This is a genomic window from Accumulibacter sp. (genome assembly GCF_023806625.1).
In the GTDB taxonomy this organism is placed as follows: domain Bacteria; phylum Pseudomonadota; class Gammaproteobacteria; order Burkholderiales; family Rhodocyclaceae; genus Accumulibacter.
Map to the genome: position 1 here is coordinate 1 of NZ_JAMTDX010000037.1, position 26,106 is coordinate 26,106.

Here is a 26,106-nt window from a genome sequence, read left to right on the forward strand (position 1 = left end):
TCACCCCGGCAGGCTCGCCACGTGAGCTTGCTGAACATTGTGGCTAATCAAGTCTCTTGTTGATCCTCCTGGCCCTCGCCTGGGGTCTCGCCGACCACCAGTTGTCCGCTCCGGTGCCGAGGCCGCCGAGGCCCGCGTCGGTCGCTCCGGCGCCACCCCCGCACGCATCGACAGTCACACCCGGCGCGGCGCCGGACCCCGAACCACGGGAAGCGCCGATCATGGAGCAGGACGGATCATCGCCCCGACCGACGAGCGAGGAGAGCCACCCTGATCGCCGTCGACCCTGAACGCGTGCTCCCCGGCGCCTGGCTTGTGGCCAGCGATCTCGCCGCTGCTGCTCCCGATCGACAGGAGCGCTGCCGCTATCGCGACTGCCGACGTAAGGACGCTGCCGCCGCTACTTCCGCAGCAGCGTCCACACCGCGTCGATGCCGACACCGACCAGGTCGGCGATGTCGGTCTCGAGCCAGCTGCCGCTTCTCGTCTGGCCCGCCGCATTCCGGTTGGCGAGCACCCTCGCCCGCTCGTTGGCGATCAGCGCGTCGGCCAGCGCATGCGGATCGATGCGCTCCTGCTGGTCTGCCTTCCGCCCGAACTCGGCGAGCGCGTTGCGCACCGCGTCCGGGTCGAGGATGACGATCGGCGACCGGCAGTGGGTGCAGGCCTGGTCGCGACGGATGTCGACGGGCGCGCCGCAGCCCGAGCAACGGATCGTCTGGACCTTGCGGGCGAGCTCGGCGACCTCGGCCCCGTTGAGTTGGCGGACGAAGCCCTTCTCGACCATGAATGCCGAGAAGCTGCTGTAGCGGCCGTGGCGCTGCGGGCAGCGGCTGTACGCGAAGCGCCCGGTGCGCGTGCTGTCGAGGCAGCTCAGCAAACTCTCCCGGCAGCGCGGGCAACGCAGAACCCGGCGCCAGGGCTGACGCGGGTCGGCGTGGTGCTCGTGCAGCAGCCTGAACAGCTCGAGCACGCCCGCCGGCGCGAGTTGCGCGCTCTCGAACTCGTCGAACCAGATTCCCTGGCAGCCGAAGCAAAGGTCGAGGCTGACCTCGCCGTTGAGCTGCCGCTTGAACGCGTGCGCGGCCATCGGCACCTGGCAGCTCGGGCACGGGCGCCCGCTGCCGGCTGGCGTGGTTGACGATCGGTTGATATCGGTCATCGGAATCGCACAGAAGGACGGAATACGAATCCAGCCTCGGCGCTTTCGCGCGTCTGGCCGGGAGGCTACCGCGGAGAGTATAACGGCGCCCGGCGCACTTAACCAGACGCCCGGCTTTGCGAACAGCCACCGGGCACAGGTGCCAGGCAGCCGGTTGATGCAGGCTCTCGCAAAATGGGTTACCTTCGGCGCTCGAGCGTCGCTACGGCGGGAAGGCTGCGAGCCGGCGAGCGGCAGGCGGAGGACCAGAGGGCAAGCGATGGAACTGGCGCGGGTGATCAGGGAGATCGGGCGCGGGGCGACCGGCGCACGCGATCTGTCGCAGCAAGAAGCGCAGCAGCTTTACGGCGCGCTGCTCGACGGCGAGGTGCCCGACCTCGAGCAGGGGGCGATCGCCATCGCGCTGCGCATGAAGACCGAGACCGCAGACGAGCTGATCGGCTTCCTCGCCGCCGCCCATCAGCGGCTCCCCGGACTGCTGAGGCCGCCGGGGCGCCCGTGGCCGGTGGTCATTCCGTCGTACAACGGGGCCCGGCGCCATGCGAACCTGACGCCGTTGCTCGCCCTGCTGCTCGCGCGCCAGGGTCTTCCGGTGCTCGTCCACGGACTCCCCGATGACCATGGCCGGGTGACCAGCGAGCGGATCTTCCGGGAGTACGGGGTCGTGCCCTGCGCGAGCCTGGCCGACGCCGAGAGGCGGCTCGGATGCGGCGACGTCGCCTACCTGCCGCTGCCGCTGCTCTCGCCGGGCCTCGACCGGCAGATCGCGCTGCGCCGGCGACTCGGCTTGCGCAACAGCGCGCACAGTCTGGTCAAGATGCTCGACCCGTTCCGCGGCGAAAGCCTGCTGGTCGCCGCCGCGACCCACCCCGACTACATCGCGATCATGCGCGAGGTACTCACCCGGACACGCGCCCGGGCGCTGCTGCTGCGCGGCAGCGAAGGCGAGCCCTTCGCCAACCCGCGACGCCGCCCGGCGATCGAGTATGTGCACGACGGCACGAGCGAGATCGCCTGTACTGCCGAGCGCGACAGCGTCGGCACATTACCCGCGCTCCCCGAGAGCTGCGACGCGTCCACGACCGTCGGCTGGATGCACCGCGTGCTCAGCGCGGAGCTTCCCGTTCCGCCGCCGATCGCCAGCCAGATCGCCTGTTGCCGCTTCGCCAGCGGTCTGGCGGAGACTGCCGAGGAAGCACTCGCGCGGGTCGTCGGGAGCGATGTCCGACCGCCCGGCGGGTCATCGGCCGCCTCGGGCTGACCGGCGGGCCGACCCCCGACGATCGAGCGGTACGCCCGCTTCGCCACCACTCAGCGACAGACACCGATGAAGCGACAGAGAGCCACCGTGATCGTCGAGATCGAACAGCGCATCCTGCTCGTCGAAAACCGCGGCGGGCTGGTCCTGCTGCCCGGCGGAGGAATTGACCAGCACGAATCGCGGCTGCAGGCGGCGGCGCGCGAGCTCGCCGAAGAGACCGGGCTGATCGCCGATTCGCTCGTCTTTCTCTTCGATCACCAGTCGCTGACCAACTGCCACAACGTCTTCTGGGCGATCGCCTCGGGAACCCCGCTGGCTGGCGACGACGCGACCCGTCTGCATCTTTTCGACGAGCAGCAGACGCCGCTGGTCAACCGGATGTCGGCGGCGACGCGCGAGATCGTCGAGCGCTTCCGGGCGATCCGTGCCACCCCGGTGACGAGCCTGGCCCTGGCGATGGCGCAGACGCCGCGAGGGCGCTGAACGCAACGGGGTGGCCAACCGGACAGCGCTCGTCCGTCGCGTGATCAGCCGGTCGCTCGAAGAGAGCGGGCCTGCACCCCGCGCGGATCAACGCACCGGGACGAGCTGCCAGCCTTCGGGACAGTACGGAACGTACGGATAATAGCTGGCGGCCGATGCGCAGTACTGCCAGAAGCCCGCCGGCGGTGCGACGTACGGCACTGGTGCCGGAGCGACCACCACCGGACGCGGCGCAGGCGTCGCCGAGGCGATGGCCACTCCGGTGGCGATACCGGCAATCGCCAGCACGGCCGCGGGGCCGACCCAGCTGCGCTTGTATTGCGGCGCCGGATAGTACGCATACGGCCTGGCCGGTCGGAAATCACCACCGTGATGGGCATACGGCTGCACCGGGCCGTAGTAGCCGTGGTGGTGTCCACGGTCGGCGAGCGCCGGGGTGGCCGTGCCGAGAGCCAGCGACAGGCCGATGCACAGGGAGCGAGCGGTCGTTTTCATGAGTTGCTTAACGCGCCGCGTGCCCGGCGGATGACCGACGAGTGCCGGAGCGTTGGCCGCCCTTCGCCTCTACCCCAGGCGTGGTACCGTCGGGCAACCCGGGAATGGCAGCACGCCCTGCAGTCCCTTGACCGGGCTACGGGCTGAGCCGGTCAGCGTTGCTCTGCACCTGGCGAAGGATCGGTTGCAAGCCCTGTTCGAGCACTTCGGCGGCGCGTCCCCAGAGCTGGTACCAGACCAGGGCGCTGCTGATCAGCAGGTGGCCAAGATCGGCCGGCGCTCCGCGCTCCTCGCCGGCTCCGCCACTCGCCGTCATCCCCACTGCCCCGCTGGCCAGAGCCGCGGCGGCCTCGCCCGCCTCGGCAAGAAACTGGCGCGTCTCGGTCTGCATCGCCGAGGCCATGGCCAGCATCGCCTGCAGCGGCACGGTGAGCTTCTCGCTGGTCATCGTGCACATCTCCGGCCAGTCGTGGCTTCCGCGCAGCGTGTTGGCGCGGATCAGCGTCGAACTGCGGCTGCCGATCACCTCCATCGACGCGACGATCAGCGCGCTCGTCTGGCGACCGAGCCGCGTCCAGGCCAGGACCGGCGCCAGCAGCTGGTCACGCAGTTCCTCTCGATTCATTGCCGTTCTCCTTGCTTTGAGTTACCGACGAAGAGGCAGGCAGCGAGGTCATCGCCTGCTGACGATGGGTCGCTGCCTGCCGACAGGTGTTCCGGATGCGCCGAACGCATCGCTCTTCCCGCCGAAGCGGGAAGATCAGAGATAACGCGCCGCATCCGCGAAATCGATCCCTTTTGCCTCGGGCATCTCGCTGCGGGCCACGGTGGCCAGCACGAAAGCCCGACGCACCGGGTGCGCACCGCCGAGTTCGGCGACCTGGAAGTCGACCGGAGCGGCGACCTCACCGCTTTCCTCGCCGGTGACGATGTTCATCGTGTTCAAGCGAAACTGCTTCCTGGTGATGCTCACATAGCGCTCCGGATGCTCGAGCACCTCGCTGAGACACCCGAGTTCCATCTCCAGCGCAGACTCGTTTCCGCCGAGCTCTTCGAGCTGCCGCTCGTTCTCGATCAGTTCCTGCTCGAGCTTCGCCTGCTCGGCGCGTCCCGCCGGCGCGGCGCCGAACAGCGCGCCGAGACCGGGGCCCTGCTGCTGCAACAGGCGCAGCCTTGAGCGGATCAGCGCGCGATTGGCCTCGAGTTCCTGTCTCTCGGCCCGGTCGGAGCCAATCTCGGCAAGCGCCTGCGCGACGAGGAACTCGAAACCCTGAACACCGATCACCCGTTTCAGGCGATCCTCGTCGCGGCCGCACATGTGCGTCCGGTGATCGCTGAAACTGACGCTCTTCTGGACGACATCGCGCTGGACGGTTTCCCCGTGAAGCGCGATCCCCAGCACGCTCTGCTCGCTGAACGCCATGCCGAGGACGATGAAGGCGTCGTCGAGCGCCGGAAACTTGTCGAACAGCGTGCACAGGTTCGCCGAACGGCCAAGCGTGTCGGGAATCTCTGCCGGGCTCGCGAAGAAGGCGCGCAACGCGGGGTCGGCCGCCCACCCCGTCGGCGACAGCGGTCGTGCCTGTGGCAGCGCAGTGATCGCTTCGCGAAGAAACTCGATGGACTTCGCCACCGCTGGCGCGAGACGCTTCTGGTACGCCGGCACGACGCTCAGCCTTGGGTTGGTCAGCGTGATCGCCTTCTCGGTCGCGCGGCGAATCGTGTCTTCCGACACGCCGTCGGTCTCGAACTGGGCCGGCCGATTCTTGAACCAGTCGAGGATGCCCATCGCCGCCTCCGGACGCTGTGGAAAGTCGCGGCATCATAGCAACCCGCAGCGCTTCAGGATAGCGCGATCAGCGAACCCGTTCCGGTGCCCCGGCGCACCTGGCCCGACCGGCGACGACTGCGCGACCTGCGCCAAACCACACGCAATTGGCGCCTGCCGGGCCTCTGGCCGGATCGCCGGGCTTGCTGCAGATCCTCTCAGTCGAGCGGATGCCTGCGCACGACCGTCTCGCCGCGCTCGGGGCCGGTCGACACGATGTCGATCGGGATCCCGCAGAGTTCCTCGATGCGCGTCAGATACGCCCGGGCGGCAGCTGGCAGTTGCTCGATCGCCGTCGCTCCGACCGTGGACGCGCTCCACCCGGAAAGCGTTTCGAACACCGGCTCGCACGCCGCGACGTCATCAGCGCCCAGCGGCAGCAGGTCGACCGTCTCGCCGCCAAGCCGATACGCCGTACAGATACGCAGCTCGGGCAGGCCGTCGAGTACGTCGAGCTTGGTGAGGCAGAGACCGGTCACGCCGTTGATCGCGATCGAGCGCTTCAGTGCAGCCAGATCGAGCCAACCGCAGCGCCGCTTGCGCCCGGTGACCGTACCGAACTCGCAGCCCTTCTGCGACATCTGGTAACCCGGCTGGCCAGCGCCTTCGATGTCCAGTTCGCTCGGGAAGGGACCTCCGCCGACGCGCGTACAGTAGGCCTTGGTGATGCCGAGAACGTAATCGAGCATGCCGGGGCCGATTCCCGACCCGGCGGCGGCCTGGCTGGCGACACAGTTCGAGGAAGTCACGAATGGGTAGGTTCCGTGGTCGATGTCCAGCAGCGCACCTTGCGCCCCCTCGAAGAGCAGGCTCCTGCCGGCGCGGTTGAGCGCATGCAGTGCCGCCGACACGTCGCTGACCAGTGGCCTGATCTCCTCGGCGTCGGTCATCGCCCGGGCGAGCACGGCTGCGCCATCGACGGCCTGGGCGCCGAGGTAGCGGGTCAGCACGAAGTTGTGATAGTCGAGGTTCTCGCGCAGCCGATCTGCGAAACGGGCCGGATGGAACAGGTCGTAAACGCGCAGCGCGCGGCGCGCGACCTTGTCCTCGTACGCCGGACCGATCCCCTTGCCAGTTGTGCCGATACGCACCGCGGCGCCCTTGGCCGCCTCGCGCGCGACGTCGAGCGCCGAATGGTAGGCGAGGATCAGTGGGCAGCCAGGGCTGATCCGCAGGCGCGAGCGGACGTCGATCCCCCCGGCCTCGAGCGTCCGAATCTCGCCGAGAAGATGATGGATGTCGAGGACGACGCCATTGCCGATGAAGCAGACGACGCCTTCGCGGACGATTCCCGACGGCACGAGGTTGAGCTTGTACGTCCGCTCACCGACGACCAGCGTGTGCCCGGCGTTGTGCCCGCCCTGGAAACGGACGACACCGCCGGCGCGATCGGTCAGCCAGTCGACGATCTTCCCCTTGCCTTCGTCGCCCCACTGGGTGCCGACGACCACGACGTTCCTAGCGCTCATGCCGATTCGTTCCTCCGATTGCCTCAACCCGCCACTGCCCGGCACGCTCGATCAGCTCGCGGTCGCACTGCGGCCCCTCGCTCCCCGTCTCGCCCGGCAGACACTCGACGACGACTTCGCCCTGCGCGCGCAGCGCGGCAATCCGCTCGGCGAGCCGCGGATCGCCATCGGAGCACGGCGCGAGGATCGCCGCGCGACACGGCACGCCCGGGACCAGGCGGGCGATCTCGCGCAGGTCCGCCGAAAACCCGGTTGACGGCCGCGCCCGACCGAAGGCCTGCCCGACGCCGTCGTAACGCCCGCCGCGGGCGATCGCACTCGCCGAAGCCCGGTGATAGGCCGCGAACACGGCTCCGTTGTGGTAGCGATAGCCACGCAGATCGGCGAGATCGAAAGACAACGGCAGGTCGGGCAGCGCTTCCTGCAAGCGGTCGAGCGTTTCGAGCGCCGAGGCGATTCCCGGCAACGCCGGGAGCGCGCGGCCCGCTGCGGCGAGGACCTCTACGCCGCCGTAGAATTCGGGCAGGCCGAGGAAGGCCGAGCGCAGGGGTTCGGGCAGATCCGTGCAGCGCTCGCGCAGACCCGGCACGTCCTTGGCCTGCAACAGTTGCAGCAGCGCCTCCTCGGTCCCCAGGTCCAGACCGGCAGCGGCGACGAGTGTGCGAAACACGCCGACGTGACCGAGGTCGATGCGCTCGGCGGGAACGCCGGCCGCACCCAGAGCGTCGGCCATCAGCCGGATCACCTCTCGGTCAGCGGCGACGCTGGCGTGGCCGTACAGTTCGGCGCCAAGCTGGATCGGTTCGCGGCTCGCGGCCAGCGATGCGGGCAGCGTGTGCACGACGCTGTCGCAATAGCACAGGCGGGTGACCCCCTGGCGATTGAGCAGATGCGCGTCGATCCGCGCGACCTGCGGCGTGATGTCGGCACGCAGTCCCAGCGTGCGCCCCGACAGCTGATCGACGAGCTTGAACGTGCGCAGGCTCAGGTCCTGGCCCGATCCGGTGAGCAGCGAGTCGAGATGCTCGAGCAGCGGCGGCATGACCAGCTCGTAACCCCGCACGCGGAAGAGGTCGAGCAGCGTACGGCGGAGCGCCTCGATGCGCGCCGCTTCCGCCGGCAACGCGTCGGCCAGGTGTTCGGGCAGCAGCCAGTTCATCGGAAAACCATCAGCAGCACCAGCCCGACGAGCATCGAGGTCAGTCCGATGAAGCGGATCTGGCCGTCGGTGAAGCGGATCAGGCGGCGGAAGGTCTCACGCCAGGCGTTCGGAGCAACGAAGGGCATCAGCCCCTCGAGCACGAGCATCAGGGCGATCGCCGGCAGCAGGATGTCCATCATCGGCCGGCTTTTTCACCACCACCCCGGCCCATGCTCTTCATGTACCTGAAGAAATCGGAACTCGGTTCAACGACGAGGACGTCGTTCCTGCTCTTGAAGCTGCTGCGATAGGCTTCGAGACTGCGATAGAAAGCGTAGAACTCGGGGCTGTTCTCGAAAGCTGCAGCGTAGATCGCCGTTGCCCGGGCGTCGCCTTCACCCTTCATCTTCTGCGCGTCGCGGTAAGCCTCGGCGACGATCACCTCGCGCTGCTTGTCGGCATCGGCGCGGATTTTTTCCGCCTCGGCCGCGCCTTGCGAGCGCAACTCGTTGGCCACGCGCTTGCGTTCGGCGTCCATGCGCCGGTAGACCGACTCGCTGACGTCGTTCGGCAGTTCGACGCGCTTGACGCGGACATCGACGATCTGCACGCCGATCTTGCGCGCGTCGAGGTCGGCCTTCTCGCGCATCTGGGCCATGATCTTGTCGCGCTCGCCGGAAACGACGTCGTGCACCGTGCGCTTGCCGAACTCCTCGCGCAGGCCGGCATTGACCGTCTGCGTCAGGCGCGTCTTGGCCCGCGACTCGTCACCGGCCACCGAGATGTAGTAGAGCTTGGGATCGATGATCCGCCACTTGGTGATCGAGTCGACGAGGACGTTCATCTTGTCCGAGGTGATGAAGCGCTCGGGCTCCGCGCTGTCGATCGTCAGGATGCGCTTCTCGAAGTAGCGCACGTTCTGGATCAGCGGCCACTTGAAGTACAGACCCGGCTCCTCGATGACCTGGCGGACCTCGCCGAGCTGGAAGACGATCGCATGCTGGCGCTGATCGACGGTGAAGATCGTCGCCCCGAGGATCACCAGCGCGGCGACGAAGACCACCGCCACGGCATTCATTCCCGCCCTCATCAGCGCGACTCCCGGTCACGCTGGCGCAGCGTATCGCGCGAGCGGACGTCGGTCTTGTCGACGACCTGTGGCGGAACGTCCCCGGAAACCGGCGCCGACGGCCGCGCAGCGGCGGCAGGTGCCGCCGCCTCCTGCGCCGGTGCGCCCGGCGCAGCCGTGACCGCTCCGGCGGCCTGCATGAGCCGGTCGAGCGGCAGGTAGAGCAGGTTCCCCTGCCCCTTCGTATCGACCAGGATCTTGGTCGTGTTCGCATAGATCTGCTGCATGGTGTCGAGGTACATCCGGCTGCGGGTCACTTCGGGCGCTCTCGCGTATTCGACCTGAATCTGCCGGTAGCGGCTCGCGTCACCTTCGGCGGTCGCGACCACCCGCTTGCGGTAGCCCTCGGCTTCCTCGAGCAGTCGCGCGGCGGTTCCCCGGGCCCTCGGGATCACGTCGTTGGCGTAGGCCTGACCCTCGTTCTTCTGCCGCTCGCGGTCCTGCGAAGCCTTGACCGCGTCGTCGAAAGACGCCTGCACCTGTTCCGGCGGCTGCGCGTTCTGCATGGTTACCTTCGAGATCAGGATCCCGGTCTGGTAGCGGTCGAGAATCTCCTGCATGAGCTTCGCCGCGAGCACGGCGACCTGCTCGCGTCCTTCGTAGAGAACGAAGTCCATCTTGTTCTTGCCGACGATCTCGCGGATCGCCGTCTCGGCGACCTGCATCACAGATTCGTCGGGATGGCGGTTGTTGAACACGTAATCGACCGGATCGTTGAGGAACCACTGGACGGCGAACTGGATGTTGATGATGTTCTCGTCGTCGGTGAGCATCAGTGCTTCCTTGAGAACCTTGTTCTTCTCGCTGCCGCGGTAGCCGATCTCGACGGTCCGGACTCCCGAGACATTGACCAGTTCGTGCGACTGGATCGGGTACGGCAGGCGCCAGCGCAGGCCCGGATCGGTCGTTTCCCGGTAGCGGCCGAACTGCAGGACGATGCCCCTCTGCGAAGCATCGACGATGTAGAAGCCGCTGGCCAGCCAGGCGACGATGACCATCGAGATCAGCAGCCCGATTCCGCCGCCGAGGAACCTGGGGTTGAATTCCACGGGCGGGCGGTCGCCGCCGCGATCGCCGCCTTGCCGCCCGCCACGTCGGCGGTCGAAAATCCCCGACAGCCGCCGGTTGAGGTCACGCCACAGCTGTTCGAGGTCGGGCGGCCCCTGGCTGGGTCTCCGGCCACCACCGTCATCGCCGCCGCGATTGCCCCATTGCGGGTCATTGAGCGACATAAGCACTCCAAGGCATGAAATCATGAGGATCCATCTGCATCGAGAAGCACATCCTCGTCTTCGGCAGCGGCCGCCCGCGACGGCACCCGCCGCCCGGTCGCTTTGGCCAGAGCGAACTCGGCCAGCGCTTCGCGCAGCAGGGAAAGCCCGTCACCCCGGGCGGCGCTGACGCGAACGCGCGAGATTCTACCATAGTCGTCGCGCTCGACCGACGGCGCCAGGCCGGTCAGGTCGAGCTTGTTGAGGACCATCAGCTGCGGCACTTCGGCCGCACCGATCTCTGCGAGCACCTGGTTCACGTCGGCGACCTGCTCGTCACGTGCCGGGCTCGCCGAGTCGACGACGTGCAGCAGCAGGTCGGCCTCGGCGGTCGCCTCGAGCGTCGCATGGAAGGCGGCGACGAGCGTGTGCGGCAGATGACGGATGAAGCCGACCGTGTCCGAGACGACGATGTGCCCGGCCTCGGGAAGCCAGAGCTTGCGCGTCGTCGTGTCGAGCGTGGCGAACAGCTGGTCCGCGGCATAGACGTCGGCGTGGGTCAGCGAGTTGAACAGCGTGGATTTGCCGGCGTTCGTGTACCCGACCAGCGAAACGTTGAGCAGGTCGCCCGACCGGCGCGCCTTGCGCTGGACACCACGCTGCCGCTCGAGCCGGGCCAGTCGCCCCCTGAGCACCCGGACGCGCATGCCGAGCAGCCGACGGTCGGTTTCGAGCTGCGTCTCGCCCGGACCGCGCAGACCGATACCGCCCTTCTGGCGCTCGAGGTGGGTCCACCCGCGAACCAGGCGTGTGGCCAGGTGCTCGAGCTGCGCGAGTTCGACCTGCAGCTTGCCTTCGGCACTCTTCGCGCGCTGCGCGAAGATGTCGAGGATCAGGCTCGTCCGGTCGATCACCCGGCACTGGAGGACACGCTCGAGGTTGCGCTGCTGGCCAGCACTCAACTCGTGGTTGAAGATCACCAGGTCGGCCTGATGCGCGGCGACCTCGGCGGCCACTTCGTCGATCTTGCCCTTGCCGGCGAAGGTCGCCGCCTCCGGGCTGCTACGCCGGCCGAGCACGACCGCACAGATCGTCGCTCCGGCGGACAGGGTCAACAGGCGCACCTCGTCGATCTGCTCGGCGAGGTCACCTTCGCCGAAGTCGAGCTGGACGATCACCGCGCGTTCGGCGGGCGGGCCCTTCGCGGCCATCTCAGCGAAAGACGAACGTCGTTCGACGCGCACCGCCGATCACCGGTCCTGGCCCGACATCCCCCGTTCGGGCCGGGAGGTGCCGACCGCCTCGCCGGCTGCGCAACCGTGACAGGTTATGCTTCGTTGTCCGTGTCCTGGGGAATCGTGATCGGTCGCGACGGCACGACCGTCGAGATTGCATGCTTGTAGACCATCTGGGTAACCGAATTCTTGAGCAGGACGACATACTGGTCGAAGGACTCGATCTGTCCCTGCAGCTTGATGCCATTGACGAGATAGATCGATACCGGTACGCGCTCGCGGCGCAAGGTATTGAGGAAAGGATCCTGCAACAGCTGCCCTTTGCTGGTCATTTCTGAAACGCCTCCCTGTTATTGGTTCCAGTCTTTGAATGGTAACTTACTTTTACCCTATCCACTACCCCCGGGCGATTGCTGGTCGCTCTCTAACCTTGGTCCCCGACGCGCAGTCGCCGCACCCCCCTGCGGCGGTCGCCGGGCACGATTCAGCCTGAGAGTCGCGGCAGACCCGTCACCGATCCTCCGCCTTTTCGGGCGATCCGTCGCCGCGCGCCGGTGACACTTCCCGGGCCAGGCGCAGCGCCATCCAGCCGAGGACGGCGACGCCGAGCAGCAGACTGCTCCAGAGCAGCCAGCGCTTCCAGTCGATCGCCGGGCGAAGCGCACCGTCTCCGGCGAGCGTCACGACGTCGCCGACACCCGCCTCGGCGATCGGCAGTTCGCCGACCAGCCCCGAGTCGTCGTGGCGGTAGCCGGGCACCAGCGTGGCAACCGGATACGCCGAGTTCGCCGCTCTGGCACTGCCGAAAGCGAGTTGGAACGGCCCGGGACCGCGCGCGGCGAAGACCAGCCGCTGTGGCAGCCAACCGGCAGCGAAGCGCAGCTTCCCCGCACCGAGGCCGCCGCCGCGCGGGTCCACGCGCACCAGCCAGTGGCGATGCGTCGTCGGGGCGATCGCCAGGTCCGGACTGACGATCTCCTCGCCCGGTGGCCCGAGGCGGTAGACGCTGCGCGCGGCGACCTGCCGCCAGGGGTCCGACTCGCTCGCCCGCGACAGTATCTGGACCGCAGCGACGCTGTTCGCCTGCGGCAGAGTCAGCCGCAGGCGGTCGACCGGGAACTGCCCGCCGAGGTCGGCGACGTACTGGCCCTGGCCTTCCTCGAGCGCGCTCGCCGCGACTTCGTGCCAGCGCCGTTGCGGCTCGACGACGCCGGCGGCCGGCTCGGCGAGCAGGCCGGCAAGTTCGATCCGCGCCGAGCCCGGCGCCCAGGTCAGCCGGAAGTACTTCGCGCGCTCGGCCGGAAAGTCGACGCGCAGCTGTTCGAGCCGCTGGCCGCCGGCGACCAGTTGCACGACCGGCGCCTCGCGCCGGACGAGCCTCCACTGTCCGAGATCGTCACTCGCCTCGACGCGCAGGCGGCCGATCAGGTCTTCGCCACCACGCGCCGGCTCGAGCCGGAACGCGCGCAGCGCTTCGTCGGGCACCGACGCGTCGACGAGGTAACCGAGCAGCACGCTCGCCCTGGCTGCCCCCTCGCCTTCGCGGACATTGACCACCGCCCTCCCCCGTTGCCGCTCGACGTGAATCTGCAGACCATCGACGCCAGTCGCCGCGTCGCCACGCAGCGCGAAGAACGGCAGGCGCAGCGGCGCGCGCCGCTCCTTCTCGTCGGCCGGCCGCGGCAGGAAAGCGTGCGGCACCGCTTCACCGGCGGCGTTGAACACCCGCAGGTCGCCGAGGTCCGCGCTCCTGACCCGCTGATAAACCGCCGCCGGCAGCTCGAGCTGCCAGAGCGCCGCACTGCCCGAGGTCTCGAGGGCCATGCCGAAAGCGAAGTCGGCCGGCGTTTCGGCCCACGCGTACGCGCCGAACAGCAGGCAGAGGCAGGCGGCCAGCGCGTTCATCGCGCGTCCCCCTTGCCGACCGGCGGCGCTGGCGCCAGATAGCCGATCAGCAGCATCAGCAGGCCGACGCCGACGAACGAGACGATGCGCTCGAGCGTACCGGCGTTGGACAGGTCGACGAGCAGCAGCTTGACGACGACCACCGCCAGCAGCCCGGCTCCGCTGAGCCACAGTGCTCGCCAGCCGCGCCGGGTGGCCAGCACCATCGCGGCCAGCGCGATCAGCGTCCAGAACAGCGACAGCGATGCCTGCACGAGGTCCGATCCGGCCAGCGCCGCGAAGTGCAGCGGCACTCCAGCCCAGTGGTGCAGCGCGCGCAGCAGCACCGAATTGGCCCAGAAGAACGCTGCCGCGCCGGCCAGCGCAGCGGCCACCGGAAGCGGCAGCGCGTCGCCGGGCCAGAGGCCAAGTCGCCGCACGGCGACATACCAGGTCGCCACGACGATCAGGGCCCCGGCCTGCGCGAGGTCGAGCGGGTTGAGCACCGGCAGGTAAGACAGCGGCCACGGGTCACCGTCTGAAGCGAAACTGCCGACGACCGACCAGATCGCCAGAAAGGCAGCCAGAGGCACCCCGCCAGACCGCAGATAGCTCGGCAGGTGGGTGGCGACCGGCCAGCCGAGGCGCTCGCCGCGCAGCGCGAGCACGCCGAGCAGCGCTCCGGGGAACAGCGCCCAGCCGATCAGCGGCCAGGCCGCCCGCCCGTCGACCCAGCGATCGATCGCCCAGGCGAGTTCCCACGCGCCGAGTGCCGCGAACAGCCAGAACCCGGCCGCGTGCAGCCACTCGTGGCCCGCCCCGGGCGAGCCGTCGCGGCGCCAGAGAAGCCAGAGGTGCGCGGCAAAGGCCGCTGGCCAGGCGATGTACCCGGCGTGCGCGAAGGGATGGGTCGCCTGGCCCGGGATCAGCACCGCGAAAACGACCATCGCCGGCAGCAGCGCGAGCGCCGGAACACGCATCGCCGGCCAGTTCAGCCGCTGCTCGAGCCAGCCGAAGGCCAGGCACGACGCGCTCACCAGGCCGAGCGCGGCGTTCCCCCTGAGCGCATGGGGCACATGGCGATCGATCTCGTGCAAACCGCCGCCGACCCACCAGACGACTCCCCAGGCGAGCAGTGCGTGCGCCAGCCAACGCTCGGCCGGGACCAGTCCCGGCCGGCGGATTTGCAGCAACCAGCCGCTGAACAGCCCCGCGATGGCCAGCAGCAGCGCCCCGAGCCACACGCTGTTGAGCACCGGCCACGGCCCGGCCGCTCGGCCGAGATCGTCGATGTAGAAGAAGCCGGCAAGCAGCTGCAGGACGACGCCGAAGGCGCGCGCCGCGAGCCTCTGCTGGCGCACGCCGACCCAGACGATCGCCGCGCCCTCGAGCGCCCACGCCGCCGAAGTCCAGCGGCCATCGAAGGCCAGTGGAACGGCCAGCGTCGTGAAGCTGATGCCGAGCGCGAGAAACGACTCGACGACCAGCCGCTGCCCCTCGCCGCGCCGCGACCACAGCGCACGCGCCAGCAGCAGGTAGAACGCTCCGACGGCGAGCGCACTCCACGCCGAACCGCAGGCAAAGTCGCGGACGAGTCCGACCTGCAGCGCGAAGGCGATCAGCGGTACGCCGAAGACCAGCGTCGTGTCGATGTGCCGCTCGACGGTCCCCGGCTCGCGCTGCGAGAAAAGCACCGCGATCGCCACGTAGATGACGAAGAAGAGGACCAGGAAGGGCTCGGTCGACGCGAAATGTTCAGGCCGGTAGCGCAGCACCCCCCAGACCGTGGCGATACCGAAGGTGAACGCGAAGCCGAGCAGGTTGAGAACTCGCCACGACCTGAACCAGGCGATCGCCAGGATGCCCACGTTGAGCACCGCGTAATAGGCGAACAGCGCGACATGGTCGCCGGCGCCGGTCGAGGCGAGGATCGGGGCGAGGAACCCGCCGGCCGCACCGAGCGCAGCCAGCGATCGCGCGTCCTGCAGAACGGCCAGCGCAGCGGCCAGCCCGACGACGGCGAGCAGCAGCACGAACGCCGGCCCCGGAGGGAGCAGCCCGAACAGGCGCAGCGCGGCAAAGATCGTCAGATAGAGCAGGCCGACGCCACCCGCCTGCAGCGCGAGCGCGTAGCCCGTGCGCCTCGAGCGCAGCCGCCAGCCGATGACCAGCAGGACGACTGCGCCGAACGCGACGCCGCTGACCCGCAACTCGATCGGCACGTGGACATGCTGGTAGGTGTACTTGAGCAGGAAGGCGACGCCGAAGAACAGGATGACCACGCCGACTCGGGCCATCACGTTGCCGCGCAACAGCCAGTCGACGACCGGTCCGGCGGCGCGTTCACCGGGGCTCTCCCCGGCTGGCTCCTTGGCGCGCTCGGGCACCCGCGCCGGCCGCGCCACGGCCGATCGTTCGGCGCCGGCGAGCGCCGCGGTCGCTGCGACCGCGACGTCCCTCTCCGGACGCTCGCCGGCCACGACGCGCTCGCCGTGCGCCTCGGCCACGCTCACCTGCTCGCCCGACGTCGGCGACGCCGCGCGCGCTGGCCGCGACACGGCCGCGTCCGCGCCCGCCGATCCCGAAACCCGGAGTCCGGCCAGCCGCCCGAGCTCGACCTCGATCCGCGTCAGCCGCCCGTCGATTGCCCGGAAGCGCTCTTCGTTCAGTTGCCGGGCCCTGCTACCCATCGCCCAGCCGAGCGCTCCGCCAGCCAGCAGACCGACGATCCATAGGCCCGAATGCATCTGCGCGGCGAGAATCGCCCCGAGAATCGCCCCGATGAACCACATTTGCCCGTTTCTCCTCGGCCGCGGCACGCGGCAGGTCAGCGTTCCAGCCACGCTCGACGACGATCCGCACCACCATTGCAGAGCCCGAGCCGAGCGCCGCCAAGTCTAACAGCATCGACGGCGACGACGGCAAGCCGTCCGGCTTGAGGCACAATGGCGGCTCGACCGCCTGCGGCCGTGCGTTCCACGCCACCCCGCCGCGGACCCCCGCCGACCCACGGAGGAACCCCTTGCCCGCTCTCCTTCGCCGCTGGTTTGACGAAAACATCCTCGAGCTCGCTCGCGAGATGCGCCTCTCGTACCTGCCGCCGCTGATGGTCTATGTCGCCGCCGGCGTCTCCGAACTCACCGGAATCGTCGGCACCTTCTTCGTCAAGGAGTATCTCGGCCTCTCGGCAGCCTTTCTTGCCGCTCTCGGCTTCTGGGCGGGAATCCCCTGGGCACTCAAGATGCCGCTCGGCCATCTCGTCGACCTGATCTGGCGCCACAAGGCCGGCCTGGTCTGGCTCGGCGCCGCGCTGATCGCCGCCAGCCTGCTGATCATGCTCGGGCTGATCGCCGAACCGTTGCGCATGGGCGAGCTGATGTCGCCCGAAGCCTGGTTCGTCGTCTCGGCTCTGCTCTCGCCGATCGGCTACGTGATCCAGGACGTCGTCGCCGACGCGATGACCGTCGAGGCGGTCCCGCGAGTCGACGAACACGGCCGTCCCGTCCCGCCCGAAACCCGTCGCCTGATGAACACCACGCTGCAGACACTTGGCCGCGTGGCGATCATCGGCGGCGGCGTCCTCGTCTCGCTGGTCAACGTCGTCGTCTTCGCCGGCGTCGAGACGCTGCCCGCGGCGGGCAAGATCGCCGTCTACGCGAAGCTCTACGCGCTGGCCCTGATAATCCCGGCGATCTCGGTCGCCGGCGTGCTGCTCGCCTCGCTGCTCAGACGCCGCGACGCCCGCCGACTGCGCGCGCGCGGACTCGACCCGACGGCACTGCAGGTGCTGGCCGTGCCGACCAGCGAAGCGATCCGGCCCAACTGGTGGATCCTCGGCGGCAGCCTGCTCTTCGTCGCGCTGACACTGGCCGTCGGGCTGACCCAGGTCGACTTCGCCCAGGAGATCATCTTCTTCGGTTCGCTGGCGGTGATCGCCTTCCTGATGAACCGTCTGCTCGGCGAACTCGACGAGAATTCGCGGCGAACGCTGCTCGGCACGGCGCTCGTCGTCTTCGTTTTCCGCGCCATGCCCGGACCCGGCGCCGGCTCGACCTGGTGGATGATCGACGAACTCGGATTCGATCAGTCGTTCCTCGCCCGGCTCTCGCTGATCTCGAGCGTGCTCACGCTGTTCGGCCTTTTCGCCTTTCGCCGCTTCATCGGCGAGCGCTCGATCGCCTACATCGTCGGCTTCCTGACCCTCGCCGGGACGCTGCTCAGCCTGCCGACGCTTGGCATGTACTACGGACTCCACCAGTGGACCGCTGCGCACACCGGCGGCCTCGTCGATGCCCGCTTCATCGCGCTGGTGGACACCGCGCTCGAATCCCCGCTCGGGCAGATCGCCATGGTCCCGATGCTCGCCTGGATCGCCAACTCGGCGCCGCCGCGTCTCAAGGCGACGTATTTCGCGGTGATGGCCTCGTTCACCAACCTCGCCCTGTCGGCGTCGCAGCTCGGCACCCGCTACCTCAACGAGCTGTTCACCGTCGCCCGTGAAGTCCGCGACCCGCTGACCCGCGCGGTCAGCGTACCCGCCGACTACAGCCAGCTCGGCGCGCTGTTCATCGTCGTCACGGTGATCGGACTCGTCCTGCCCTTCGCGGCGATCTGGCTGACACGAGTGCTCGGGCTGCGCAGCGCCTGACGCCAGTCGACAAGCCACTGGGACGATGATAGGCTGCAGGCGTCGTGCTCGCTGGGGGACTCGCGCGGCCCAGGCGCCCGCCGCCAGCGCTGCGCTCTCTAGGACCTGCTGACAGGGGACTTGCATGAACCCATCGACCGCGCTTTGCGTTGGACTGCTCTTCGTCTCGCCGCTGCTCCTGGCCCAAACCCCCCCGGACAAGCTGGGCGACGTCAAGGCCCAGGGCGGCCAGCAGCTGTCCCTCGACGAACTGCGCGCGCTACTGCCGGGGGCGAAGGTCTTCAGCTTCACCCGAGCCGGAAGCACGCGCTCTTGGTCCAACGACCCCGACGGCACTTTCGTGGCTTCCAGCGACAGCCGGGGAAAAATGCAACGCCCTAGCCGCGGGCACGGCACCTGGCACATCGGCGACAATGCAACGTACTGCGTGACGATCGAATGGTCAAGTACCACCGAGCAGTGGTGCCGCTACCTGTTCAGGCTCGGCGACCGGTACTACGGCACGAAGTCGGCCGTCGATCTCTCCTCTGAGGCCCACGCCCTGGAGATTTCGAGGTAACGGCCCGGTTCGCGTACGCGGTCTCGGTCTCGCCTCGCTGCGGGCGGGTCATCGCCGCCGGCCCGACCGCCCGCGGTCAACTCTGCTGCTCGACCGGCGGAGCGACCTTGAACACCTCGGCGAGCGTCGTCACGCCGGCGGCGACCTTCATCGCTCCGGAAATGCGCAGCGGCTTCATGCCCCCGCGGTAGGCCAGTTCGCGGATCTTCTCGATGTCCCTGTTTTCGCTGATCGCCAGCTTGACTTCAGGCGAGAGCAGCAGGATCTCGTAGAGCCCGACTCGCCCGAGGTAGCCGGTCATCCGGCAGTCGAGGCAGCCGACCGGTCGGTAGAAGCGCGTCGGACGGTTGGCTTTCCATGGTGCGACGAGCTGGTCCCACATCGCCTCCTCGTCGGGGCTCGCCGGATAGCCCTTCTTGCAGTGCGGGCAGAGGATGCGCACCAGGCGCTGGGCCATCACCCCGAGCACCGTCGCGCTGAGCAGATACGACGGGACGCCGAGATCGAGCATGCGGGTGATCGCCGACGGCGCGTCGTTGGTGTGCAGCGTGGACAGCACGAGATGCCCGGTCAGTGCCGCCTGGATGGCCACCTCGGCGGTCTCGAGGTCGCGGATCTCGCCAATCATGATGATGTCCGGATCCTGGCGCATCAGTGCGCGCACCCCCTGGGCGAAGGTCAGGTCGATGACCGTCTGCACCTGCATCTGGTTGAACGCCGGCTCGACCATTTCGATCGGGTCCTCGATCGTGCACACATTCACTGCCGGGGTGGCCAGCTGCCTGAGCGTCGAGTACAGCGTCGTCGTCTTGCCCGAGCCGGTCGGGCCGGTGACCAGGATGATCCCGTTCGGCCTTTCGGTCATCGTCCGCCAGCGCCCCTCATCGTCGTCGCTGAAACCGAGCTCGCCGAACCCGCGGACGAGCACCTCGGGGTCGAAGATGCGCATCACCAGCTTCTCGCCGAACGCCGTAGGCAGCGTCGACAGGCGCAGTTCGGCCTCCCGGCCGTCGGCCGTGCGCGTCTTGATGCGGCCGTCCTGCGGGCGCCGCTTCTCGACGACGTCCATCCGCCCGAGGATCTTCACGCGGTTGATCATCGCCGCGAGGACGCTCATCGGAATCTGGTAGACCTGATGCAGCACACCGTCGATCCGGAAGCGGACGATGCCCAGCTCGCGCCGCGGCTCGATGTGGATGTCGCTGGCCCGCTGCTCGAAGGCGTACTGCCAGAGCCAGTCGACGATATTGACGATGTGCTGGTCGTTGGCGTCGAACTGGCGGTTGGCTCGCCCGAGCTCGACGAGTTGCTCGAACGACGACAGGTTGCCGCTCGGTCCGCCGAGTTGGGCGGCCTTCTTGACCGAGCGGGCGAGATTGTAGAACTCGATCAGGTAGCGTCCGACGTCGATCGGGCTGGCCAGGACACGGCGGATCTCACGCTTGGTGATCGCCCGGATCTCCTTCTCCCAGTCGCGCAGGAACGGCTCGGTCGTCGCGACGACGACTTCGCGGGTCGTCACCTCGATCGGCAGGATGCCGAAGCGCGTCGCGTAGGCGCTCGACATGACGTCGGTGACCGCGGTGAAGTCGATCTTCAGCGGGTCGATGTGGTGATACTCGAGACCGATCCGGCGTCCCAGCCATTCGCCGAGATCGTCGAGGGTCAGCGTTCGGTGAGGCTCCTTCGCCGTCTTCCACTTCTGGTCGGCGACGATCACCAACGGGTGAGCGTTGAGCCGCTTGAGCCGGCTCTCGCGGAGCAGGACGTCGGCGTCAGCGGCCAGGGCGAGTCCGTCGTCGACGAGCCAGCCGAGAAGCTCGGCAAGCGTCAGACGGTGTTCATGGATGGTGTTGACCGCAGCTTGCGACATGGGCACTATTTCCGGACGGTTCCCGGCCACTATACCGGACACCGCCCGGCCCGCTCAATCGCGGCCACCGGCGGGCGCCATGCGGGAACCGGCCGAGCCCCGCCGGCGAACCGCGCGGACCCCCAGCAGCCGAGTCTGCAGCCCCGCTCCACGGAGAAGACCATGCCCACCCGTTCATTGATCCTGATCGCCTTCGCCTATGCACTGTTCAGCCTGCCGGCAATCGCCCAGCCCGCCCCGGGTGGTGGCATGGGCATGGGGCCGGGAATGGGGGGAGGACCGGGAATGGGCGGCGGGCCTGGAGCCGCTGCCGGCCGTGGTGGCCGAGGGCCGGTCGACTGCAGCCAGGCGGCCGACCCCGAAAGTTGCCGCTACCGGCGCGACGCACACCAGCAGGTGCTCGACGCGTGCCGCGACAAGCGCGGCCCGGAGCGCCGGCAGTGCATGATCACCGAGACGCAGAAGACCGACTGCAGCAAGGCGCGTGACCCCCGGCAGTGCACCGCGCGCAAGGAGGCCTACCTCGCGTGCGGCGAGCAGCGCGGTCCGGCTTTCAAGCGCTGCGTCGATGAGCGGATGCCGGCGGTCGACTGCAGCCAGGCGGCGAATCCGGCGCGCTGCCAGCAGCACGAGAAGGCCCGCCAGCTGTGCCGTGACAAGACCGGCCCCGAGCACCGCCAGTGCCTGCGTGACGCGCTCACGCCGGCGAAATGAACCCGACAGCCGGGCGTCGGCCCGGGGGCTGCCGCCGGGTCGCAGACCGCGCACGAATCGCCCCGGCAGTGTCCTTCCCGGGCTCCAGATGGCTGGTCGACCGGCCGAGAGGTTGTGAAGGAATCGTCACGAGCAGGCCGATATGCCCGGCGCGAGCGAGCGAACGACGAGACATATCAGATAGATAGGCGAGGAGTGATCGAGTGAGCAACGCCGCAGACTGGCCGCGCAGTAGATTTATTCACAACCTCTGAGGCGATCCTGTACCGTGTGCAAGAAGGTCCCCGGTCCGGAGCCGATCCGAGTGGATCGCCGCCTCCTGCGAAATATGGATTGCAATTTTCCGCAAATCGGTCCATAGTCCGCGCCAGCGATTTTCAAGCACTGCTGTTGCTGTTCGGTTCTGTACCCGCGATTCTGCGGACTTTCCATCATCACCCCACGGTCTTGATTTTCGCCCCACTCAAGGGGCAGTCCCCTTTTTTTGTCTTTTTCAGGATGGTCAAGACATGGCAACCGGTACAGTCAAGTGGTTCAACGAGGCCAAGGGCTTCGGCTTCATCACCCCCGAAGGCGGCGGCAACGATCTTTTCGCGCACTTTTCCGCAATTCAGTCGAGCGGCTTCAAGACACTGACAGAAGGTCAACGGGTTGAGTTCGACATCACCAGCGGCCCGAAAGGCCAACAGGCGGCGAATATCCGCGCCGCACGCTAATCCGTAGCCCTGGCCGGCATGGTCCTCGGCCATGCCGTAAGTCCAGTCAGCAAGGCCCGGTCTTCCCGGGCCTTTTTGTTCTTCATCCCACCGGAAGACTGACATGTCCAAGGAAGAGTTACTCGAAATGAACGGCATCGTCGCCGAGATACTCCCCGATTCGCGTTATCGCGTCACCCTCGACAACGGCCACGATCTCGTAGCCTACAGCGCGGGCAGGATGCGCAAGCACCACATCCGCATCATCGCCGGCGACCGGGTGTCGCTCGAGCTTTCGCCATACGATCTGAGCAAGGGACGGATTACCTTCCGCCACATTGACGGGCGCAGCGTGACTGGCACAGCGCAGCGACGCAGACCCTGAGGCCCGATGAACCAGGCGCGGTCTTGGCTACCGATTCGCTGACGCGGCTCCCGGCCAATTGCCAAGCTGCGTCGGATGACGACTTGCTGGCTGCGCCGTGGCCCGGTCGTCCACGCACCGGGCATCGACGTGGCGACCGGCTCGCGCTACACGACACCCGATCCGCGATCGGAGTACGCACCGGGCACCCGCCCGCTCAGACCCCGCCAGCGAGCCGCCGGCCGAGCCCAGCCGCCCGCCACGCGGCGAGCTTGCGCTCGAAAGCCAGCGTATACGCCGGACTCGACGAAGGCAGGACCACCGTCGCGTAGCCCGCCTGGCGGAACCAGCCGGCGAGGCGACCGGCGGTCTGGCCGTTGAAACAGACGCAGCGAAGTTGCGGCGCGACCGCGCGCAGCAGCGAGAAATCGTTGAACTCGGGCGACTCGATCGCCGCGTCGAGCGCGCCGACCCGCCGGCACTGGCGATAGACGTCCCAGACGCCGATCCGCGCGCGCAGCAGAGCGACTTGCTTGGCCGGGTAATCGATTTCGCCGAGCGGCTCGTCGAGCAGGGCCGCGAGCAGCCGCCAGAACTGGTTCTGGCGGTGCGCGTAGTAATGTTGCGCGGCGAGCGAGGCCGGCGAAGGGAAACTGCCGAGGATCAGCGTCCGTACGTGCTCGTCGAGAATCGGCGGCAGGCCGCAGAGCACCGGCGGCCTGTCGTCGGCCATCAGCGCCCGCTGCCGAGCGAAAGCGCGAGCATCAGGTCGTTGATCCGCTTGACGAAACCCGCCGGGTCGTCGAGCGACCCGCCTTCGGCGAGCGTCGCCTGTTCGAAGAGCAGGTTCGCCCAATCGTCGAAGCGCGCCTCCTCGTACTTGAGCCGCTGCACCGCCGGGTGTTTCGGGTTGATCTCGAGGATCGGCTTGCTTGCCGGCGCGCTCTGCCCGGCGGCCTTGAGGATCCGCTGCAGATTGCCGCCGAGGTCGTACTCGTCGGCGACGAGGCACGACGGTGAATCGGTCAGACGATGCGTGACGCGAACGTCCTTGACCTTGTCCCCGAGCGTCGCCTTGATCCGGTCGATCAGATCCTTGTACTCGTCGGCGGCCTTCTCGGATTCCTGCTTCTCGGCGGCGTCTTCGAGCTTGCCGAGGTCGAGCCCGCCCTTGGCCACCGACTGCAGGGACTTGCCGTCGAACTCGGTCAGATGGCCGGTCACCCATTCGTCGACGCGATCCGAGAGCAGCAGCACCTCGATCCCCTTCTTGCGGAAGATCTCGAGATGCGGGCTGTTCTTCGCCGCGGTGAAGGTCTCCGCGGTCACGTAGTAGATCTTCTCCTGTCCATCCTTCATCCGGCCGACGTAATCGGCGAGCGAGACGGTCTCGTCGGCGGTATCCGACTGCGTCGAGGCGAAGCGCAGCAACCGGGCGATGCGCTCCTTGTTCGCGGTGTCCTCGCCGACCCCCTCCTTGAGCACGCGCCCGAACTCCTTCCAGAAGATCGCGTACTTCTCGCGCTCGGCTTCATCGTCACTGTCGGCGAGGCTCTCGAGCAGGCCGAGCACGCGCTTGACACAGCCGCCGCGAATCGCCTCGATGTCGCGCGACTGCTGGAGGATCTCGCGCGAGACGTTCAGCGGCAGGTCGTTCGAATCGACGACCCCGCGCACGAAACGCAGGTACAGCGGCATCAGTTGCTCGGCGTCGTCCATGATGAACACGCGACGCACGTAGAGCTTGATGCCGTGTCGCGCCGTCCGGTCGAAGAGGTCGAACGGCGCGCGCGCGGGAATGTAGAGCAGCTGCGTGTATTCCTGCTTGCCCTCGACTCGCGCATGGACGTGGGCCAGCGGATCGTCGAAGTCGTGGGCGACGTGCTTGTAGAACTCGTTGTACTGCTCGGCGCTGATCTCCGACTTCGCCCGCGTCCACAGCGCCGAAGCCTGGTTGACGGTTTCCTCCTCGTCGGTCAGCACCTGCTGCTTCTTCTCCTCGCTCCACTGCTCCTTCCTCATCAGGATCGGCAGCGTGATGTGGTCGGAGTACTTGCGGATGATCTCCCTGAGCTTCCAGCCCGACAGGAACTCGTCCTCGCCCTCGCGCAGGTGCAGCGTCACCTCGGTGCCGCGTTGCTCGCGCTCGATCATCTCGATCGTGAAGTCCCCTTCACCACTCGACTCCCAGCGGATCGCCTGGCTCGCCTCGCTGCCGGCCCGCCGCGAAACGACCGTCACCCGGTCGGCGACGATGTACGAGGAGTAGAAGCCGACGCCGAACTGGCCGATCAGATGCGCGTCCTTCGCCTGGTCGCCGGTCAGCCGGGCGAAGAACTCGCGGGTGCCCGACTTGGCGATCGTCCCAAGGTGTTCGATCGCTTCGTCGCGCGACAGGCCGATGCCGTTGTCGGCGATGCTCAGCGTGCGCGCGTCCTTGTCGAACGAAACGCGAATCGTGAGCTCGCCGTCGTCGCCGTAGAGCGCCGCGTTGTTCAGCGCTTCGAAGCGCAAGCGGTCACAGGCGTCGGACGCGTTCGAGATCAGCTCGCGGAGGAAGATCTCCTTGTTGCTGTACAGCGAATGGATCATCAGGTTGAGCAGCTGCTTGACCTCGGCCTGGAAGCCGAGCGTTTCCTTCTGTGCGCCCATGCGGAACTCCCCGGGAAAACGTTGACCAAAGACGATCGGCGCGCAACGGCAACGCTGGCCGCGCGCAATGCTTCGCCAGATGGGGGTGCTGCGGAAGATTTCAAGGTCTGCGCCGCAGCCCGGCGCGGCGCCCAGAAGTTGTGAATGAATCTGCTGCAAGGCCGATCTGCGGCGTTGCTCACTCGCCCCCCCAACGGCCGGCTTTGCACAGCCCGGCCGGGTGCGGCGGCGCTCACCATGCTGCGCGAAGCCTCGCCTTCGCTCTCGCCTATCGCCTCGCCGACGAGCTGCGGGCGCCGTAGGCAACCGTCAGCTTCATCGGGCTGTTGGGCCTCCCGCCCCCGACGCCTCGTACGTCAGTCCGAATACCGTATCCGTAAACCAGCGCCGGAACCCCTCGTTGTCCATGAACTGCTTGAACAGTTCAGCATCGTCCTTGAGCACGGCGGTCATCACCCGCGCCAGCGCCTTGTCGTGCTCGATGCGCGCGTTCTGCCTGTCGGAGTTCTGGCGCGCGTTCCGGTACGCCTTGTCGGCCGCCACCCGGTTCGGGATTTCCTCGGTGATCAGCCTGTGCACGCGGTCGGCGTCGGACCATGGGATGCTGCCGAACTGGTCGTTGAACGCCTTCAGGATGTTCGAGAGGCGCTCCAGCTCGGGTTCGGGTTTGCGGCCGCCGCCCGTCGTGGGCACGGGCTCGATCTCGGCGTCGGCGTCAGGCAGCTGGATCCTGACCGCGGCCTGCTTCTCGACACGGTAGCTGTCCATGTCGATCGCCTCGAGGATGCCCCTGGACAGGTCCTCTTCGACCGGCGCGGGCAGCTTGGGTACCAGAAACGTCAGGAAAATCGACAGCTTCTCCCACTCCGCGTTCGTGTACGGCAGGATCGACGACAGAAAGCCGTAGGTGCGCAGGAATGCCTTGGCCTTGCCTTTGAAGTCCACCTGCCCGTCTTCGTCCAATCGTTCCCGGTAGTCGGCGACGCAGGCGTCCAGAATGGGGTCGAGTCGATCCCGGTCCGAGCCACCGAGGTACAGCGCCGCGAACTCGTCCACCTGTGAAGCGGCATGGACCTGGTAGCCATCGAGCGCCGCTTTCAGGTCGTGCAGCTTGTTCGGGTCGGCTTCCTCGGCGAGGATCGTCGTCCGGTAGTAGTCGGCGAACGCCTGCTGGATCGTGTCGGTGTCGTTCATGAAGTCGAGCACGAACACGTCGTGTTTCTTCGGGTGTGCGCGGTTGAGCCTCGAGAGCGTCTGCACCGCCTTGATGCCCGAGAGCTGCTTGTCCACGTACATCGTGTGC

General features: G+C 67.9%; 23 protein-coding genes and 1 pseudogene. 7 read left to right on the forward strand and 17 right to left on the reverse strand.

Annotation, left to right across the window (positions count from 1 at the left end):
• Positions 1–400: 400 nt before the first annotated feature.
• The gene (locus NFW05_RS06580) at positions 401–1,162 is read right to left on the reverse strand and encodes a zf-TFIIB domain-containing protein (RefSeq protein WP_295303963.1); all 762 of its coding nucleotides are present in this window, start codon (positions 1,160–1,162) and stop codon (positions 401–403) included.
• Positions 1,163–1,421: 259 nt separating this feature from the next.
• Here NFW05_RS06580 and ybiB point away from each other — a divergent pair, with 259 nt between their 5' ends.
• Both ybiB and NFW05_RS06590 read left to right on the forward strand, forming a co-directional pair.
• Positions 1,422–2,423: a DNA-binding protein YbiB gene (ybiB, locus tag NFW05_RS06585; protein WP_295303966.1), complete on the forward strand. Its 1,002-nt coding sequence runs from the start codon at positions 1,422–1,424 to the stop codon at positions 2,421–2,423.
• A 66-nt stretch (positions 2,424–2,489) separates the two neighbouring features.
• Complete coding sequence (locus tag NFW05_RS06590; RefSeq protein WP_295303969.1) at positions 2,490–2,906, forward strand: NUDIX domain-containing protein; 417 nt, start codon at positions 2,490–2,492, stop codon at positions 2,904–2,906.
• 87 nt (positions 2,907–2,993) lie between these two features.
• Here NFW05_RS06590 and NFW05_RS06595 read toward each other — a convergent pair whose 3' ends face one another.
• From NFW05_RS06595 to NFW05_RS06650, 12 genes are all read right to left on the reverse strand, one after another.
• Positions 2,994–3,401 carry a hypothetical protein gene (locus NFW05_RS06595; protein WP_295303972.1) on the reverse strand — a complete coding sequence of 136 codons (408 nt, stop codon included), beginning with the start codon at positions 3,399–3,401 and terminating at the stop codon, positions 2,994–2,996.
• Between the two features lie 136 nt (positions 3,402–3,537).
• Positions 3,538–4,026: a hypothetical protein gene (locus NFW05_RS06600; protein ID WP_295303975.1), complete on the reverse strand. Its 489-nt coding sequence runs from the start codon at positions 4,024–4,026 to the stop codon at positions 3,538–3,540.
• 135 nt (positions 4,027–4,161) lie between these two features.
• Positions 4,162–5,190 carry a hypothetical protein gene (locus NFW05_RS06605; protein WP_295303976.1) on the reverse strand — a complete coding sequence of 343 codons (1,029 nt, stop codon included), beginning with the start codon at positions 5,188–5,190 and terminating at the stop codon, positions 4,162–4,164.
• 197 nt (positions 5,191–5,387) lie between these two features.
• The gene (locus NFW05_RS06610; protein ID WP_295303979.1) at positions 5,388–6,698 is read right to left on the reverse strand and encodes an adenylosuccinate synthase; all 1,311 of its coding nucleotides are present in this window, start codon (positions 6,696–6,698) and stop codon (positions 5,388–5,390) included.
• Positions 6,688–7,857, reverse strand: a complete 1,170-nt coding sequence (locus NFW05_RS06615; RefSeq protein ID WP_295303982.1) for an ATP phosphoribosyltransferase regulatory subunit — start codon at positions 7,855–7,857, stop codon at positions 6,688–6,690. The genes NFW05_RS06610 and NFW05_RS06615 overlap by 11 nt, the downstream gene beginning before the upstream one ends.
• Positions 7,854–8,039: a DUF2065 domain-containing protein gene (locus NFW05_RS06620; RefSeq protein WP_295303985.1), complete on the reverse strand. Its 186-nt coding sequence runs from the start codon at positions 8,037–8,039 to the stop codon at positions 7,854–7,856. The genes NFW05_RS06615 and NFW05_RS06620 overlap by 4 nt, the downstream gene beginning before the upstream one ends.
• Positions 8,036–8,929: a protease modulator HflC gene (gene hflC, locus NFW05_RS06625; protein WP_295303987.1), complete on the reverse strand. Its 894-nt coding sequence runs from the start codon at positions 8,927–8,929 to the stop codon at positions 8,036–8,038. The genes NFW05_RS06620 and hflC overlap by 4 nt, the downstream gene beginning before the upstream one ends.
• On the reverse strand, positions 8,929–10,200 hold the full coding sequence (hflK, locus tag NFW05_RS06630) for an FtsH protease activity modulator HflK (protein WP_295304020.1): 1,272 nt from the start codon (positions 10,198–10,200) through the stop codon (positions 8,929–8,931). Before hflK ends, hflC begins: the two co-directional genes overlap by 1 nt.
• A gap of 20 nt (positions 10,201–10,220) precedes the next feature.
• Entirely contained in the window at positions 10,221–11,390 is a 1,170-nt protein-coding gene (hflX, locus tag NFW05_RS06635; protein WP_295303989.1) for a GTPase HflX, read from the reverse strand.
• Between the two features lie 116 nt (positions 11,391–11,506).
• On the reverse strand, positions 11,507–11,746 hold the full coding sequence (hfq, locus tag NFW05_RS06640) for an RNA chaperone Hfq (protein ID WP_295303992.1): 240 nt from the start codon (positions 11,744–11,746) through the stop codon (positions 11,507–11,509).
• A 178-nt stretch (positions 11,747–11,924) separates the two neighbouring features.
• Positions 11,925–13,319: a DUF3999 domain-containing protein gene (locus NFW05_RS06645; RefSeq protein WP_295303995.1), complete on the reverse strand. Its 1,395-nt coding sequence runs from the start codon at positions 13,317–13,319 to the stop codon at positions 11,925–11,927.
• Positions 13,316–16,090, reverse strand: coding sequence for a DUF2339 domain-containing protein (locus NFW05_RS06650; RefSeq protein ID WP_295303998.1), 2,775 nt, complete (start codon positions 16,088–16,090; stop codon positions 13,316–13,318). The genes NFW05_RS06645 and NFW05_RS06650 overlap by 4 nt, the downstream gene beginning before the upstream one ends.
• A 287-nt stretch (positions 16,091–16,377) precedes the next feature.
• Here NFW05_RS06650 and NFW05_RS06655 point away from each other — a divergent pair, with 287 nt between their 5' ends.
• The gene (locus NFW05_RS06655; RefSeq protein ID WP_295304022.1) at positions 16,378–17,946 is read left to right on the forward strand and encodes a hypothetical protein; all 1,569 of its coding nucleotides are present in this window, start codon (positions 16,378–16,380) and stop codon (positions 17,944–17,946) included.
• Positions 17,947–18,070: 124 nt separating this feature from the next.
• Positions 18,071–18,505 carry a hypothetical protein gene (locus NFW05_RS06660; RefSeq protein WP_295304001.1) on the forward strand — a complete coding sequence of 145 codons (435 nt, stop codon included), beginning with the start codon at positions 18,071–18,073 and terminating at the stop codon, positions 18,503–18,505.
• Between the two features lie 76 nt (positions 18,506–18,581).
• On the opposite strand, the gene NFW05_RS06665 is transcribed toward NFW05_RS06660, so the two are convergent.
• Positions 18,582–20,378, reverse strand: coding sequence for a GspE/PulE family protein (locus NFW05_RS06665; RefSeq protein WP_295304003.1), 1,797 nt, complete (start codon positions 20,376–20,378; stop codon positions 18,582–18,584).
• Positions 20,379–20,540: 162 nt separating this feature from the next.
• Between NFW05_RS06665 and NFW05_RS06670 the strand changes: the two genes are divergently transcribed.
• The 3 genes from NFW05_RS06670 (at position 20,541) to infA (ending at position 22,172) form a co-directional block, all read left to right on the forward strand.
• Positions 20,541–21,092 (forward strand): hypothetical protein, encoded by a 552-nt coding sequence (locus NFW05_RS06670; RefSeq protein ID WP_295304006.1) that lies wholly within the window; start codon positions 20,541–20,543, stop codon positions 21,090–21,092.
• A gap of 509 nt (positions 21,093–21,601) precedes the next feature.
• On the forward strand, positions 21,602–21,808 hold the full coding sequence (locus NFW05_RS06675; protein WP_295304009.1) for a cold-shock protein: 207 nt from the start codon (positions 21,602–21,604) through the stop codon (positions 21,806–21,808).
• A gap of 103 nt (positions 21,809–21,911) precedes the next feature.
• On the forward strand, positions 21,912–22,172 hold the full coding sequence (gene infA / locus NFW05_RS06680; protein WP_295304012.1) for a translation initiation factor IF-1: 261 nt from the start codon (positions 21,912–21,914) through the stop codon (positions 22,170–22,172).
• A 196-nt stretch (positions 22,173–22,368) separates the two neighbouring features.
• Here the strand turns inward: infA and NFW05_RS06685 are convergent, their stop codons facing one another.
• The 3 genes and pseudogenes from NFW05_RS06685 to NFW05_RS06695 form a co-directional block, all read right to left on the reverse strand.
• Entirely contained in the window at positions 22,369–22,884 is a 516-nt protein-coding gene (locus tag NFW05_RS06685) for a DNA-deoxyinosine glycosylase (RefSeq protein WP_295304015.1), read from the reverse strand.
• On the reverse strand, positions 22,884–24,803 hold the full coding sequence (gene htpG, locus NFW05_RS06690; protein WP_295304017.1) for a molecular chaperone HtpG: 1,920 nt from the start codon (positions 24,801–24,803) through the stop codon (positions 22,884–22,886). Before htpG ends, NFW05_RS06685 begins: the two co-directional genes overlap by 1 nt.
• A 315-nt stretch (positions 24,804–25,118) precedes the next feature.
• A pseudogene (locus tag NFW05_RS06695) lies at positions 25,119–26,106 on the reverse strand (type I restriction endonuclease subunit R); the annotation flags it as partial.

Coding starts and splice junctions, on each gene's coding strand:
- NFW05_RS06580 (WP_295303963.1), bottom strand. CDS start 1,162: ATGACCGATATCAACCGATCGTCAACCACGCCAGCCGGCAGCGGGCGC.
- ybiB (WP_295303966.1), top strand. CDS start 1,422: ATGGAACTGGCGCGGGTGATCAGGGAGATCGGGCGCGGGGCGACCGGC.
- NFW05_RS06590 (WP_295303969.1), top strand. CDS start 2,490: ATGAAGCGACAGAGAGCCACCGTGATCGTCGAGATCGAACAGCGCATC.
- NFW05_RS06595 (WP_295303972.1), bottom strand. CDS start 3,401: ATGAAAACGACCGCTCGCTCCCTGTGCATCGGCCTGTCGCTGGCTCTC.
- NFW05_RS06600 (WP_295303975.1), bottom strand. CDS start 4,026: ATGAATCGAGAGGAACTGCGTGACCAGCTGCTGGCGCCGGTCCTGGCC.
- NFW05_RS06605 (WP_295303976.1), bottom strand. CDS start 5,190: ATGGGCATCCTCGACTGGTTCAAGAATCGGCCGGCCCAGTTCGAGACC.
- NFW05_RS06610 (WP_295303979.1), bottom strand. CDS start 6,698: ATGAGCGCTAGGAACGTCGTGGTCGTCGGCACCCAGTGGGGCGACGAA.
- NFW05_RS06615 (WP_295303982.1), bottom strand. CDS start 7,857: ATGAACTGGCTGCTGCCCGAACACCTGGCCGACGCGTTGCCGGCGGAA.
- NFW05_RS06620 (WP_295303985.1), bottom strand. CDS start 8,039: ATGATGGACATCCTGCTGCCGGCGATCGCCCTGATGCTCGTGCTCGAG.
- hflC (WP_295303987.1), bottom strand. CDS start 8,929: ATGAGGGCGGGAATGAATGCCGTGGCGGTGGTCTTCGTCGCCGCGCTG.
- hflK (WP_295304020.1), bottom strand. CDS start 10,200: ATGTCGCTCAATGACCCGCAATGGGGCAATCGCGGCGGCGATGACGGT.
- hflX (WP_295303989.1), bottom strand. CDS start 11,390: ATGGCCGCGAAGGGCCCGCCCGCCGAACGCGCGGTGATCGTCCAGCTC.
- hfq (WP_295303992.1), bottom strand. CDS start 11,746: ATGACCAGCAAAGGGCAGCTGTTGCAGGATCCTTTCCTCAATACCTTG.
- NFW05_RS06645 (WP_295303995.1), bottom strand. CDS start 13,319: ATGAACGCGCTGGCCGCCTGCCTCTGCCTGCTGTTCGGCGCGTACGCG.
- NFW05_RS06650 (WP_295303998.1), bottom strand. CDS start 16,090: ATGTGGTTCATCGGGGCGATTCTCGGGGCGATTCTCGCCGCGCAGATG.
- NFW05_RS06655 (WP_295304022.1), top strand. CDS start 16,378: ATGCGCCTCTCGTACCTGCCGCCGCTGATGGTCTATGTCGCCGCCGGC.
- NFW05_RS06660 (WP_295304001.1), top strand. CDS start 18,071: ATGAACCCATCGACCGCGCTTTGCGTTGGACTGCTCTTCGTCTCGCCG.
- NFW05_RS06665 (WP_295304003.1), bottom strand. CDS start 20,378: ATGTCGCAAGCTGCGGTCAACACCATCCATGAACACCGTCTGACGCTT.
- NFW05_RS06670 (WP_295304006.1), top strand. CDS start 20,541: ATGCCCACCCGTTCATTGATCCTGATCGCCTTCGCCTATGCACTGTTC.
- NFW05_RS06675 (WP_295304009.1), top strand. CDS start 21,602: ATGGCAACCGGTACAGTCAAGTGGTTCAACGAGGCCAAGGGCTTCGGC.
- infA (WP_295304012.1), top strand. CDS start 21,912: ATGTCCAAGGAAGAGTTACTCGAAATGAACGGCATCGTCGCCGAGATA.
- NFW05_RS06685 (WP_295304015.1), bottom strand. CDS start 22,884: ATGGCCGACGACAGGCCGCCGGTGCTCTGCGGCCTGCCGCCGATTCTC.
- htpG (WP_295304017.1), bottom strand. CDS start 24,803: ATGGGCGCACAGAAGGAAACGCTCGGCTTCCAGGCCGAGGTCAAGCAG.